General features: G+C 71.2%; 10 protein-coding genes. 4 read left to right on the top strand and 6 right to left on the bottom strand.

Translation table 11 applies throughout. The features are described 5' to 3' along the window. The first annotated feature begins 1 nt into the window (after position 1). The 3 genes from ABH926_RS41765 (at position 2) to ABH926_RS41755 (ending at position 6,183) form a co-directional block, all read left to right on the top strand. A complete protein-coding gene (locus tag ABH926_RS41765; protein ID WP_370371948.1) occupies positions 2 to 1,120 on the top strand; it encodes a DegT/DnrJ/EryC1/StrS family aminotransferase in 1,119 nt (372 codons plus the stop codon). A gap of 34 nt (positions 1,121 to 1,154) precedes the next feature. Further along, positions 1,155 to 5,027, top strand: coding sequence for a DUF4082 domain-containing protein (locus ABH926_RS41760; protein ID WP_370371946.1), 3,873 nt, complete (start codon positions 1,155 to 1,157; stop codon positions 5,025 to 5,027). A 100-nt stretch (positions 5,028 to 5,127) separates the two neighbouring features. Next, positions 5,128 to 6,183, top strand: coding sequence for a glycosyltransferase family 2 protein (locus tag ABH926_RS41755; RefSeq protein WP_370371944.1), 1,056 nt, complete (start codon positions 5,128 to 5,130; stop codon positions 6,181 to 6,183). Positions 6,184 to 6,348: 165 nt separating this feature from the next. Here ABH926_RS41755 and ABH926_RS41750 read toward each other — a convergent pair whose 3' ends face one another. From ABH926_RS41750 to ABH926_RS41730, 5 genes are all read right to left on the bottom strand, one after another. After that, positions 6,349 to 7,578, bottom strand: coding sequence for a cytochrome P450 (locus ABH926_RS41750; protein WP_370371942.1), 1,230 nt, complete (start codon positions 7,576 to 7,578; stop codon positions 6,349 to 6,351). Then, positions 7,575 to 8,168 (bottom strand): TetR/AcrR family transcriptional regulator, encoded by a 594-nt coding sequence (locus ABH926_RS41745; protein ID WP_370371940.1) that lies wholly within the window; start codon positions 8,166 to 8,168, stop codon positions 7,575 to 7,577. Before ABH926_RS41745 ends, ABH926_RS41750 begins: the two co-directional genes overlap by 4 nt. Positions 8,169 to 8,229: 61 nt before the next feature. After that, complete coding sequence (locus tag ABH926_RS41740) at positions 8,230 to 9,840, bottom strand: oligosaccharide flippase family protein (RefSeq protein WP_370371938.1); 1,611 nt, start codon at positions 9,838 to 9,840, stop codon at positions 8,230 to 8,232. Further along, positions 9,837 to 11,282 (bottom strand): O-antigen ligase family protein, encoded by a 1,446-nt coding sequence (locus tag ABH926_RS41735; RefSeq protein WP_370371937.1) that lies wholly within the window; start codon positions 11,280 to 11,282, stop codon positions 9,837 to 9,839. The genes ABH926_RS41740 and ABH926_RS41735 overlap by 4 nt, the downstream gene beginning before the upstream one ends. 13 nt (positions 11,283 to 11,295) lie before the next feature. After that, a complete protein-coding gene (locus tag ABH926_RS41730) occupies positions 11,296 to 12,261 on the bottom strand; it encodes a hypothetical protein (RefSeq protein WP_370371936.1) in 966 nt (321 codons plus the stop codon). Between the two features lie 249 nt (positions 12,262 to 12,510). On the opposite strand from ABH926_RS41730, the gene ABH926_RS41725 reads away from it, so the two are divergent. After that, complete coding sequence (locus ABH926_RS41725) at positions 12,511 to 13,254, top strand: hypothetical protein (RefSeq protein ID WP_370371934.1); 744 nt, start codon at positions 12,511 to 12,513, stop codon at positions 13,252 to 13,254. A 4-nt stretch (positions 13,255 to 13,258) separates the two neighbouring features. Here ABH926_RS41725 and ABH926_RS41720 read toward each other — a convergent pair whose 3' ends face one another. Next, the gene (locus ABH926_RS41720) at positions 13,259 to 13,636 is read right to left on the bottom strand and encodes a hypothetical protein (RefSeq protein WP_370371933.1); all 378 of its coding nucleotides are present in this window, start codon (positions 13,634 to 13,636) and stop codon (positions 13,259 to 13,261) included. Positions 13,637 to 13,638: the final 2 nt, after the last annotated feature.

The raw sequence follows: 13,638 nt of genomic DNA, 5'->3' as shown, positions 1-13,638 counted from the left end.
CATGAGCCCGCGCATACCCCTGGTCGACCTGGCCGCCGCGCACGCGGAGGTCGCGCACGCGGTGCAGGCCGGGTTCGCCGAGGTGCTGGCCACGACCGGATTCGTCGGCGGCCCGCAGGTGGCGGCCTTCGAACGCGAGTACGCGGCGTTCGCCGGCGTCGCGCACTGCGTCGGCGTGGCCAACGGCACCGACGCCGTCGAGCTGTCGCTGCGCGCGGTCGGGGTCGTGCCGGGCGACGAGGTGATCGTGCCGGCGAACACCTTCGCGGCCACCGCCGGCGCGGTGGCCCGGATCGGCGCGAAGCCGGTGTTCGTGGACTGCGACCCGGCCTCCTGCCTGCTCGACGTCCCGGCGGCGCTGGCCGCGATCCGGCCGGCCACCAAGGCCATCGTGCCGGTCCACCTGTACGGGCAGCTCGCGCCGGTCGACGAGCTGCGAGCCGGTCTGGCCGGCAGCGACATCCGGATCGTCGAGGACGCCGCCCAGTGCCAGGGCGCCACGCGCCTGGGCCGGACGCCCGGCTCCGGGCCCGGGGCGATCGCCGCGACGAGCTTCTATCCCGGCAAGAACCTCGGCGCCTACGGGGACGGCGGGGCGGTCCTGACGGACGACGAGGAGCTGGCCGGGACGGTGCGCAAGCTGGGCAGCCACGGCGGCCTGGTCAAGTACGCGCACGACATCGCGGGCGTCAACAGCCGGCTGGACGCGCTGCAGGCCGTGGTCCTGCGCGCCAAGCTGCGCCGGCTGCCGGAGTGGAACGCCGCGCGCCAGGCCGCGGCGGCGTACTACGACAAGCTGCTCGCCGACCTCGACGACGTCACCCTGCCGACCGTGCTGCCGGGCAACGAGCACGTCTGGCACCTGTACACGGTCCAGGTCCCCGACCGGGACGCGGTCCTGGCGGCCCTGGAGGCCGAGGGCATCGGCGCGGGGATCCACTACCCGGTGCCGCTCCACCGGACCGGCGCGTTCGCCACCGAAGCGTCGTATCCGCACGCCGAACATGTCGCGGCGCACACGCTCTCCCTGCCGCTGCACCCGCATCTGATGCGGGAGCAGCAGGAGAGCGTCGTCGCCGCCCTGGCCCGGGCGCTTCCGGCGCACCGGGGCCGTCTGTAGCAAGACAGAGCACTGCGAACGAGGTCGCGGAACCATGGCGCACAACAGGATTTACAGAGGGCTGAGGAAGTCCGCCTACGCGGTCGTCGCGGTGGCGGTCGCCTCCGTGGTGACGGTGTGGGGCGTGGCCGGGCCGGCGCCCGCCGCGGCGTGCGCCAACGCGGTGGCGTGCGAGAACCAGCAGACCACCGGCGTGGAGGACCTGACCGACGGCGCCGGGAACCTGGCGACGTACACCAGCGCCTACGGGGACATCCAGGGGTTCACCACCTCCGAGAGCGTGCTGCCGGGCGGCACGATCAGCCTGAAGGTGGAGTCCCCGACGAAGTACGCGGTCGAGGTCGACCGCCTCGGGTACTACGGCGGCAAGGGCTCGCGGGCGATGTCGTGGAGCATGAACACCTCCACCGGGACCTACCCCGCCAACTACACGAACACCCTGCCGGCCTGCGACTCCGACAAGTCCACCGGTCTGGTGGACTGCGGGAACTGGCCGACCACCGTGGCGATCCAGGTGCCCTCCACCGCAGTGTCAGGGGTCTACATCGTCGCCCTGGAGCAGTGGGACAGCACCGACGCGCTGATCGGCTACATGCCGGTGCCGGTGGTGGTCCGGGAACCGGACAACGCCGCGCACCACAGCGACGTCGTGGTGCAGACCTCCGACCAGACCTGGCAGGCCTACAACACCTTCGGCGGCCAGGACGTCTACGTGGGCAACGGCCCGGCGCCGGACGGCCGCGCCTACCGCGTCAGCTACAACCGGCCGCTGCCGGACATCGGGCAGAACGGCGTGTTCGGCTCGGAGTTCGCGCTGATCTACTGGCTGGAGGAGAACGGCTACGACGTCAGCTACATCTCCGGTATCGACGCCACGACCGACGCGGCGTCGGTGAGCAACCACAAGGTGTTCATCTCCTCGGGCCATGACGAGTACTGGAACCAGGCCCAGTGGAACAACGTCATGGCGGCGCGGCATGCCGGACAGAACCAGATCTTCATGTCCGGCAACGAGGTCTTCTGGCGGACCCGCATGGAGAACAGCATCGACGGGTCCAACACGCCGAACCGCACCATGACCACGTACAAGATGACGAAGCTGTACGGGACCAACCCGGTGGACGGCGTCCCCGACCCGACAGGGCAGTGGACCGGCACCTGGATGGACGCCCACGGCCTCGGCACCGGCGCGGCGCCCGAGGACCAGCTGACCGGCACGCTGTTCTCGGTCAACGCGAACCAGTACTCACCGATCACCTTCTCGTCGCAGTACGCCGACCTGCGCGTCTGGCGCCACACCTCGGTCGCCAGCCTCATGAACGGCTCGGAGAGCACGCCCTACGGCCTGCTGGGCTACGAATGGGACTCGGACTACGCCGACTCCACACGGCCGCCGGGGGAGATCGACCTGTCCTCCACGACGCTGACCGTGGACCAGCTGCGCACCGACTACGGCAACGACTACTCGACCGGTCAGGCCACGCACAGCCTGGTGGAGTTCCGCGACCAGACGTCGCATGCGCTGGTCTTCGGCACGGCCACGGTCCAGTGGTCCTGGGGCCTGACGAACCTGCACACCGACAACACCGGCGTCGCCAACCCGCCGAACCCGCCGAACCAGACCACCACGGTGGACCGGGACGTCCAGCAGGCCACCATGAACATGCTGGCCGACGAGGGGGAGCAGCCGACCACGCCGCAGTCCGGACTGGTGACCGGCACGGCGCTGCCGGCCGGCACCCCGGGCCCGACGACGACCGTGACCGCTCCGAGTTCCGGCACCACGGTGCAGGTCCTCAAGCCCCTGACGGCCACCGGCACCGCGGCGCCGTCGCCCGGGACCGTCGTGGCCCGGGTCGAGGTCTCGGTGGACGGCGGCACCACGTGGAACGCCGCCAGCACCACGCAGACCGCCGGCGGCGCGGTGACCTGGAGCTACGCCTGGACGCCGACCACCATGGGCAATGCGCAGATCCAGGTGCGCTCCGAGGACGACAACGCGGACATAGGAGCCCAACAGTCGGTCGGCCTGACCGTCGGCCCGCAGGTCTGCCCCTGCGTGATCTTCCCGTCCACCGCGTCGCCGTCCCACCCGGACAGCGGTGACGGCGCGTCGGTGGAGGTCGGGACCAAGTTCAAGACCTCGACCGCCGGCAACATCACCGGCGTCCGCTTCTACCAGAGCCCGGCGAACACCGGCTCGCACGTGGCGAGCCTGTGGACCTCCAACGGGCTGCTGCTGGCGTCCACGCCGGCCTCGACGGCGACGGTGACGCAGCCGGGCTGGCAGACGCTGAACTTCACCACGCCGGTGTCGATCAAGGCGAACACGACCTACGTCGTGTCGTACCACGCGCCGGTCGGGCACTACGCGGCCGACGCCGGGTACTTCACGTCCGGCGGGGCCGGGGCGCCGCCGATCCAGGCGCAGCAGTCGACGAGCTCCAGCGGGAACGGCGTCTACGCCTACGGATCCTCGACGGCCTTCCCGAACAACTCCTACAACGACACCAACTACTGGGTGGACCCGGTGTTCGACAACACCGGGATCCCGACCACGCCGCCGACGGTGACCTCGACGACCCCGGGCTCGGGGGCGACCGCGGTGTCGCCGACGACGCAGGTGTCGGCGTCGTTCAGCGCCTCGATGGACCCGACGACGGCGACCTTCACGGTGAAGGACGGGACGGGGACCTCGGTGCCCGGCTCGGTGAGCTACACGTCGTCGACGAACACGATCGTGTTCACCCCCGACAGCCCGCTGGCGTTGAGCACCGGGTACACCGCTTCGCTCATGGCGGACGACGCCTATGGCAACGCGATGAGCGCGGCGGCGACGTGGCAGTTCACGACCGCCGCCACGATGCCGGCGCCCTCGTGCCCGTGCACGCTGTGGCCGACGTCGAGTGTGCCGACGACGGCGGACTCCGGGGACGGCAACTCGGTGGAGCTCGGGGTGAAGTTCTCCTCGTCGGTGGCGGGGAACGTGACCGGGCTCCGGTTCTATAAGAGTGCTGCGAACACCGGCACGCACACCGGCACCTTGTGGAGCGCCACCGGCCAGCAACTGGCGACCGGGACGTTCACCGGCGAGAGCGCCTCGGGGTGGCAGACGCTGACGTTCGCGACCCCGGTCTCGATCGCCGCGAACACGCCGTACGTGGTCTCGTACCACGCGCCTGCCGGGCACTACGCGGCGGACGGCGGATACTTCACCAACCCGCACAACTACTATCCGCTCACCGCGCCGGCAACCACGAACGGGCTCTACTCGTACGGGTCGACGGCCACGTTCCCGACCAACACCTATAACGCGACGAACTACTGGGTGGATCCGATCTTCCAGACGACCGCCCCGGCCGCCAGCCCGGCGGCGTCGCAGCTGTCGAGTCCCAGCGCGCGGGTGATCAGCGGCCGGGTGACGGGTGCCGCGGTGGCGGGCGCGGGCGCGGCGGTTGCGGGATCCGCGGCCACGCCGTCCGGCAACAAGATCACGCTGCTCAAGGACCCGGTGATGGATCCGACGCACCCGATCACCACGGTGCTTCCCGCGACGGCCGATCCGGCGTCGGTGAAGATGACCGTGATCACGGCGGCGCCGGTACCGGGGCAGGAGTGGCCGTCGGGGACGGTCATGCCGGGGTACGTGACCTTCGATCCGGCGACGCACATCGTGGCGTTCCATCCCTCGGGGATGCTGCCGCGCGACGCGTCGTACCGGGTGACGGTGACCGCGAACGTCGACAACGACGATCCGACGCCGCCGCTGACGTGGGTGATCGCGCCGACGACGGTGACCGGCGGTTCGCCTGCGCTGCCGGGGCAGGGAACGCCTCTGGGTGTGGCGCCGGGAGTCTTGCCGTCCCCTTCGTATGGGAGCCGGAGTAACAAGCCGGGGATCAAGTAGGAGGTGGCCGGCCGGGTCGCGCGTCGCGGTTGCGCGCAGGGCTCGGCCGGCTGCTTGTTCGCTAGTCGTGTTTCAGTTTCTGTGAATCGGGCGGAGTGTTATGGGCAGTGTCAGCGTCGTGATCCCGTGCTATCGGTACGGGCACTTCTTGGCCGACTGCGTGCGCAGCGTGCTGGACGAGCAGCCCGGCGTCGACGTACGGGTCCTGATCATCGACGACTGCTCGCCCGACGACTCGGCGGACAAGGCGCGGGAACTGGCGGCGGCGGACCCGCGCATCTCGGTGGCGGTCCACGAGGTGAACCGGGGCCACATCGCGACGTACAACGAAGGACTGTTGGACTGGGCCGACGGGGACTACAGCGTCCTGCTGTCGGCAGACGACCGGCTGACCCCGGGAGCCCTGGTGCGCGCGACGGCACTGCTGGACGCGCACCCCTCGGTCGGCTTCGTGTACGGGCACCCGCTGACCTTCCAGGACGGCTCGTCGCTGCCGCCGGCGCGCGGGGCGGACTGGCGCAGCGGCGAGTGGGCGGTGCGGCCCGGACTGTGGTGGCTGCGGCGCCGGTTCCGCACAGCGGAGGGCTGCATCACGTCCCCGGAGGTGGTGATGCGCACCTCGGTCCAGAAGCGCATCGGCGGCTATGACCCGGCGCTCCCGCACTCCGGCGACATCGAGATGTGGATGCGCGCCGCCTCGGTGGCCGGCGTCGGCCACATCCGCGGCGCGGACCAGGCGTACTACCGCCGCCACGGCGCGAACATGTCGACGGTCGACTTCGGCGGCCAGCTCGACGACCTGCGCCAACGCCGTGCTGCCTTCGAGTCGGTCCTGGTGAAGTGCGGCGACGCACTGCCGGACGCGGACGCCTGGGCCGCGGAGATGCGCCGGAAGCTGGCCCGGCAGGCGCTGCGACGAGCGGTGCGCGCGTACGACAAGGGGCTGACGGGGACGGTTCCGGTGACGGAGCTGATCGCCTTCGCCGAGGACTGCTGGCCGGAGTACCGGCGGCTGCCGGAGTACGCGGGCTTGCGGGTGCGGCGGACGGTCGGGGAGCGGGCTATGCCGTACCTGCGGCCGCTGGTGGTGAGCGCGGCGGTGAACCGGGGGCGGGAGTGGGTGTGGTGGCAGTCTTGGCGGCGGCGGGGGTGGTAGGGGATAGGAGCGCCTCGCGGCTGGTGGCGGTGCTGGTGCTGGTGCTGGTGCCGGTGCCGGAGGCTGGCGGTGCGGTCGGATGGCACCACGCTGCAACCGCCCCCACCGCCCCCACCGCCCCCACCGCCCCCACTGCCCCCACCGCCCCCACCGCTCGCCGGAGAGTCAGTCCGCACTCACCACCAACCGCTGCAACCCCCTGATCGTCGTCGTCCTCCGCCGCCGCACCGGCCCGGCGAGCCGAAGCTTCGGCATGCGCTCCGCCAGCATCTGGATGGCGATGGTCAGCTCCATGCGGGCCAGCGGTTGCCCCACGCAGTAGTGGATGCCACTGGAGAAGGCCAGGTGTTCGGCGGGGTTGGGGCGTTCGATGTCGAAGGTGTCCGGGTGGTCGTAGACCTCGGGGTCGCGGCCGGCGCCGCCGATCATGGTGAAGACGGTCTGTCCTCGGCGGACGTGCCGCCCTTCGAGTTCCGCGTCCTCCAGGGCGATGCGGCTGGTGCCCTGAACCGGTGGGTCGTAGCGGAGTGCCTCCTCGACCGCTTGGGGGGCCAGGCGTTCGGGGTCCGCGCGGAGGGCTTCCCACTGTTCCGGGTTGCGCAGCAGGGCCAGGACGCAGTTGCCGATGACGTTGACCGTCGTCTCGAAGCCGGCGATCAGGAGCAGGAAGACCATCGGTTCCAGCTCGCTCGGCTGGAGCTGGTCGCCTTCGGCCGCCAGCAGGCGGCTGATCAGGTCGTCGGCCGGTTCGCGGCGGCGGAGCTCGAAGACGTTCTCGAACAGGGTGTGCAGCGCTGCCTGTGCGGCTTGGAAGCGTGCCGCTTGGCGCAGCGAGTTGACCCCGTCGAGTGCGCCGCCGACGACGGCGCCGTGTTCGGCGAACTCGCGGCTGTCGGCGTCGGGGATGCCGAGGAGTTCGGTGATGACGCTGATCGGGAGCGGCGCGGCGAAATCGGTGACGAGGTCGAAGCTGCCGCCGCGGGACGTCGCGCGGTCGAGGAGGTCCGCGACCGTGTTCTCGATGCGGTCGCGGAAGGCCGGGAGGGTCTTCGGGCTGAAGGCGGGCTGTGCCAGGCGGCGCAGTCTGGTGTGGTTCGGCGGGTTCATGCCGAGGAACGACAGGTCCAGGTACTCGTCCTGCATGACGCCGAACTTCCGGTCGCGCAGTACCGCGTTGCACACCCGGTGGCTCGCCGTGGACCAGTTGCCGCGCGCCGTCAGGTAGAGCGGCCCGTTCTGCTGCATCTGCCGGTAGATCGCGTACGGGTCCTGGCTGCCTTTGCGGGTGGCGAGCTGCGCCATCGGCTCGTGTCGTACGTAGGCCAGATAGTGGGTGAAGGCACGCTGTGTGTAGAGCGATGCGACGAATCCGGCTGTCTGCGTGAGCCTGCTCATGCCGACGCCTCCTGCACGCCCCGCGCACCCAGTCCGTGCAGCAGCGTTCTGAGCGCGAGATCAGGCGCGTCGAGCGGCGCCAGCTTTCCGTCGTGCACAGCCTCCGCCGCGGTGTAGACGAGCGCGTGCATGGTCTGCAGCAGCCACCAGTCGGGCGTGGAGGCGGCGAGCAGGCCTTGCTTGCGCGCGCGATCCAGGACCGCCAGGCAGCGGTTCTCGACGTCGATGTAGCGCTGAATGAGTTCGTGATCACCGTCGAGGACGGGGTTGCGCCACAGGAACGCCAGCTGCGGCCCGCTCTCGATCATGGCGGCGAGCAACTCTCGCAGGCCCGCCTCCGTGCCGGGCTTGTCCGCGACCCGGTCGACCGCCTGCTCCCAGATGTCCGTGGCTCGCACGCCGACCGCGCGTACCAGCTCGTCCCTCGTCGCGTAGTGCTTGTGGAGCGTGGTGCGACTGATCCCGGCGGCCTCGGCCACCTCGGCGAGCGAGGCGCCGGGCTGCGCCAGGAGGACTTCGGCCACCACGTCGAGCAGGGGCCGTTTCACGGCGCGGCGGGATCGGCTCAAGGCGCCAGACTGAACACTCATGTTCAGGACGCTACGTCTCTGTGCGCGAGCTGGCAACAGAGTTCGAAGACGATCGCGTTTGTCAGGCCGAGGCGGACTCCCCCGAAGCGAGCCGTTCGTCGACGACGATCGGCGGCGCAATGGGCTTGCGGCGCCTGCCGATCCGGCCGAACCGCGACGCCACCGTCCCCGACACCTGCCGCATCACTGATGCCGGCACCGCGATCGGCACGTACGCGGCCATCGCGACCAGGCTCGCGCCGGCGAGTCCGGCGTCGGAGTCTCCGGCGACGTGGTTCACCGCGACGGCCACGGCCACCACCGCCGCGCCGCCGAGCAGCGGGCGCCACGTGACCGCGGCGATGCGCAGGGGGTGGATGCCGACGGCGCGCAGCGTCAGGAGGTAGGCCGGCGCGATGAGCGCGGCGGCGACGACGATGTGACCCGCGCCGACGCCGCTGATGCCGTTGCGGTGCGCCCCGATGATGAGGGCCGGGATCAGGGCGGCGAGCCAGAGGGCCTGGACCGTCAGCAGCGCCCGGGAGCGGCCGGCGGCGACCAGGAAGTCGTAGCAGAGCTCGAAGACGATCCGCAGCAGGCCGAGGATCGCCAGATAGCGCAGGGCTCCCGCGGCGCCGGTCCACTGGTCGCCGTAGACCGAGCGGATGATCGGTCCCGGCAGGGCCGCGAGCAGCGCGCAGGCCGGGACCGAGGCGATCAGCAGGGGCGACAGGCCGCCGGTGAAGCCGTCGGTGAGGGTCTGCTCGGAGACCGCGGCGCGGGAGAAGCCCGCGAAGGAGACCCGGCGCGCGGTCTCGGAGATGGCGCGGACCGGCCAGCTCGACATCGTGAACGCGACCCGGTACAGGCCCAGCGCCACCGGGCCGAGCGTGGCGCCGACGACGGCGCTGTCGGTGTTCATCGTCGCCAGGACGAACAGGCTGGCTCCGGCCAGCGGCGCGCCGTAGTGGACGAGTTCGCGCGCCACCTTGCGGTCCCAGCCGGGCCGCAGGTAGCCGGGGGCCGCGATGCCGCAGCCGATCAGCGCGACCATGACGCCGGCCACGCCGCCCCAGGCGAAGCTGGACGCGCCCCAGCCGCGGAACGCCAGCAGCAGGGTGAGGCCGGAGCTCACGACGAACGTCAGCAGGTCGATCGTCAGGCGCGCCCGCTGCCGGAACTCGCGCATCAGCACCGCGTTCGGGACGCAGGCCACGCCGTCGACGACCACGGCGAAGCACAGGATCCGCAGCACGCCGGTGGCGTCGGGGGAGCCGAGCATGACCGCGATGTCGTGGGCCAGGAACCACAGCCCGACGTACAGCAGCGTGCTGGAGGCCGTCGCCAGGGTGACGACCGTCGGCGCGAACGAGCGCGGGTCGCGGTCCCAGCGCACCACGGCCAGGCTGACGCCCAGCTCGTTGAACGACAGCAGCACCGCCTGCGCGACGCCGCCGACCGCGTACAACCCCCAGTCTCGGGGCGTCAGCGCGCCGCGGGCCAGGATCACGCCCGTCGCGAACGTGCCGATGCGGATCAGCAGGGTATTGATAAGGCTCCACTTGGCGGCGGAGCGGACACGGTCGCCGAGCGATTCCGGAGCAGCGGGTTCGGAACCGGCGGTCTCCGAACCAGCGGGTTCCGAACCCCCGGGTTCCGAACCGGCGTCCGGGGCGACTTGCGACTGGCTCATGGGGCACCTGTCTGAGCTCTGGCGGCGGCTTCCGACCGGGCGATGCCTAAATAAGCACCCGAACAACCGAACAAGAGGAAGAGCAACCCGCTGAGCATCGGGAAGCTGAGTGTGTCGAAGGTGGCGCTGATGAAGAACATCACCGCGAACGTCGCGGCGAAGCACTGGCCGAGGTCGCGGTACGGCTCGTCCACGCTCAGCCTGCGGCCGAGCCGGCCGGCGCGGATCCCGGTGAAGTAGACGACCAGGACCGCCAGGACGCCGACGATGCCGACCTCGACCAGGGCCAGCAGGTAGTAGTTGTCGGTGTAGCGGTAGAGGCTCGGGATGAACGTGGACGGGCCGCGGCCGAACCACGGCCGTTGTTTGATGTACGGCGTGACGCCCGCGTAGTCCTTCGTGCGGGCCTGCGAGCTGTTGTCGGAGTTGCCGGAGGCCGAGGAGAACAGCACCAGGATCGTGCCGAGCAGCCCCGGGACGAGGACCCGGACCGCCGCCGCGCCGACCAGCGATATCAGGTATGCCGGACGCCGGCGGTGCTTGGGCCAGGAGGGCATCAGCACCGCCATCACCACGACCAGGCCGATGATCGCGGTGCGGGACACCGTCATCGGCAGGCTGATGACCATGACGGTCACCGGGCCGTAGCGGCGCAGCTTGTCCCGCAGCCCCGGGCCCCACTTCGAGGCGTCGCCGGCCTGCTGGAGCGCGAAGGGCAGGTGGACGGCGATCACCGCGCCGAACTCCAGCGGCTGGGTGGTGGTGGCCTGCGCGCGCAGGTGGCCGCCGCGGGCGCCGGTGGCGGCCGGGTCGACGTTGGTGGCCAGCCCCGGGATGACGATGTGCTCGGTGAACTGCCAGCCGGAGAAGAACTCGAAGATGCCGATCACGGCCACGATCGTGCCGAGCAGGACCAGGCGGCGCAGCAGCGTCTCCAGGCGGGCCCGGTCGGTGATCCCCGCGGAGGCCACGACCACCAGGCCGCACCAGATCAGCATGAGGATCAGGGCCCGGTCGGCGGCCTGGGTCTCCAGGGTGCTGGCCGAGCGGCCCGCCAGCGTGATGTAGGAGATGGTGAAGGCGGAGGCCAGGACGCACATCGCCTTGCGCACCGAGCCCGATCCGGGGTCGACGCTGAGGCGGCCGGTGAGGCGCCCGGCCAGGAACCACAGGAACGCCAGCACCGAGAAGACGGTCGCCGGGGCGCCCAGGGCGCCGAGGTTGGCCACCGTCTGGGTGGCCGGGGCCAGCATCACCAGGGTGGCGTAGACGGTCAGGACCGAGGTGGCGTCCCAGCGGGACGGCTTCGCGTGCAGGACCGCGGGGTCGCGGTGCCGGGACAGGGCCGGGAGCCGGCGGTGGCCGGCGGTGTCGCCGGCCGAGCTGCCGGAGGAGTCCCCGGCGGTCCGGCGGCGGGGTCGCGGGGGCGCCGGAGCGCTCACTTCTCGGGCCTCCTCAGCGCGGGCCCGGGTCGCGATCGGTGATCGCGAGGTGTTCGAGCGGGAGCGGCTCGATGTCGATCCACGGCTCGGTCTCGTCCTCGTGCTCCGCCTCGAACTCCGCGTCGAACTCGGAGTCGCGGTAGTGCGGCAGCTGCGCTGCGGACGACAGGGCGGGGGCGGGGGCGGGGGCGGGGGCGGAGGCGGAGGCGCGGCGGGCCAGGGTTCCGTTGCCGACGCCGTTGCCGTTGCCGTTGCTGACGCCGACGCCGGCGGTGGTGCCGGCGCCCGATCCCAAGCCCGATCCCGAGCCCGCGTGCGAGGCAGAGGAACCGGACCGGCGGCGCGGCTGGCCGGCCCGCTCACGGGCCCGGCGCAGCGCCACGGCCTCGCTGCCGAACACGGACAGGAACAGGATCGCCAGGCCGAACACGCCGGCCCCGGCCACGTCCTCGAACTTCGACTTCATCGACGTCGTCGGCTTCTGCGGCGGGACCACGACCACCGCCCGGATCAGCGTCGAGGCCGGCAGCGAGGAGGTGGTGCTGGTCTGGATCACCGCGAGCTCGCTGATCGCGTACTGGTCGAAGGTCTGCAGCTCGGTCATGACCAGGTTCGGGTCCTTGCCGGTCATGGTCATGGTCAGGAAGGGCCCCGAGGCGTTCGGCGCCAGCTCGGCGGAGAACGCGTCGGTGACACCCTTGCCCGCCAGATCGGTCGCCGTCTGGTCCGAACTCAGCCGGCGCGCCAGGAAGTCGGCCATCGGTGTCAGGGAACTGTTGAACGCCAGGAACGGGTTGCCGGTGCCCTGATCGGCGCTGGACCCCGCCGGCGAGTTGAGCAGGCTGATGGTGGACGTGGTCTGATACTTCGAGGAGATCATCGTCCACGCCGCCGCGGGCAGGGCGATGGCTACCAACAGTGCGGGGATGGACACGTACCATCGCCGCAGCATGACGCGCAGCATCGTGCCGAGATCCATGGTCCCCCCACGTTTCGCGTTCGGCCTCGCGCGCCGGATCCCAGACGAAACCCGACGGTGGTCCATGATAGGGCCGTATCAGATCACGGGGAAGGAAACGGACGAGCTCGTCCGTGTGGGGATCTCCCCCCATTTTCGGGGTTCCGGCGCCGCGCCCCGCCCTGCATCATCGAGGGGGTCGGCACGGGCGCTCCAACAGGCGCCCGGCCAAGCGGATGGGGGACTGCTGTGAGGGCGCGGGACGAACTCGTGGCGTCACCGGACCGGCGCGACGCCGGCCTGGCGCACGCGGTACGGCGGCGCGCGCGGGCGTCATGGCTGGCGGCCCCGATCCTGGCCGTGACCATGCTCGGCGGCTACTACGCGACCCACCCGGCGCCCCGCTTCCGTGCCCAGGCCGTGGTCGAGGTGGAGGCACCCTCGCTCGAGCAGGCGAAGGACAACCCGAACCCGTACTCGGACCAGAAGGCCTCGCTGGCGGCGACCGCGGCACTGATCGCCGAAGGACTGTCGAGCGATTCCAGCGCGGCACAGCTGCACGCGCAGGGCATGTCGGCGGGGTACTCGCTGACTCCGCGCAACAGCGGGACGACGCAGGAGCCCTACTACTGGCTGCCGCGCCTGGACATCTCAGCGGACGGACCGAGCGTGCCGGCGGCGGCGTCGTCCCTGCGGATCCTCCTCGGCGCGCTGAACGCGGATCTGGACGACCTGCAGAACCGGGTCGGCGTCGACGCCAACGACAGGGTCCGGACACAGCTGCTGGTCCAGCCGTCGACGACGGTGGTGCCGGTGCGCAAGACGCGGGCGCTGGCGGGCGTGCTGCTGATCGGCGGCGGGGCGGCGGCGCTGATTCCGGGGTGGGTCCGGCGCGAGGTGGAGAGGCGGCGGAGTCGGGGGAGTCGGGGGAGGCGGCTGGCGATCACGGCTGGAGTCGGGCCGGGGGAGCCTCTGGCGGAGGAAGATGTGGTGGACGCGACCGGGTGGTACTGAACCCCTACTCCCCGAACAACTCCTCCAGCGCGCGCTCAACAACCTCGGCATCCGGCGTCGGGCACGTCCATCCGGCCGCTTCCATCGCGGCCAGGAAGTCCGGTTCCGGCGCGAAGCCGTACTCGGCGAGGTAGTAGGCGAGCGCGTCGTTCCAGACCCAGGTGCCGTCGGTGCGGAAGTTCATCGGGACCACCTCGCCGCGGTTCGGCTCGACGAAGTCGGGCTCGGACGCGGTGGTCATCATCAGCGCTGTGCCCGCCGCGAGGTAGGCCAGGGGCTGGTCGCGCTCGGCCGGGGTCAGGCGCGGGTGGTTCGGGAGGTAGTACGGGACGCCGTCGGTGGCGCCGTCGAAGACTTTAGCGATGCGGGTCGTGGGCGGCATGG

This window comes from Catenulispora sp. GP43 (genome assembly GCF_041260665.1).
In the GTDB taxonomy this organism is placed as follows: domain Bacteria; phylum Actinomycetota; class Actinomycetes; order Streptomycetales; family Catenulisporaceae; genus Catenulispora.
Note: the sequence above shows the minus strand (reverse complement) of the source record. Positions and strands in the feature narration are given on the sequence as shown.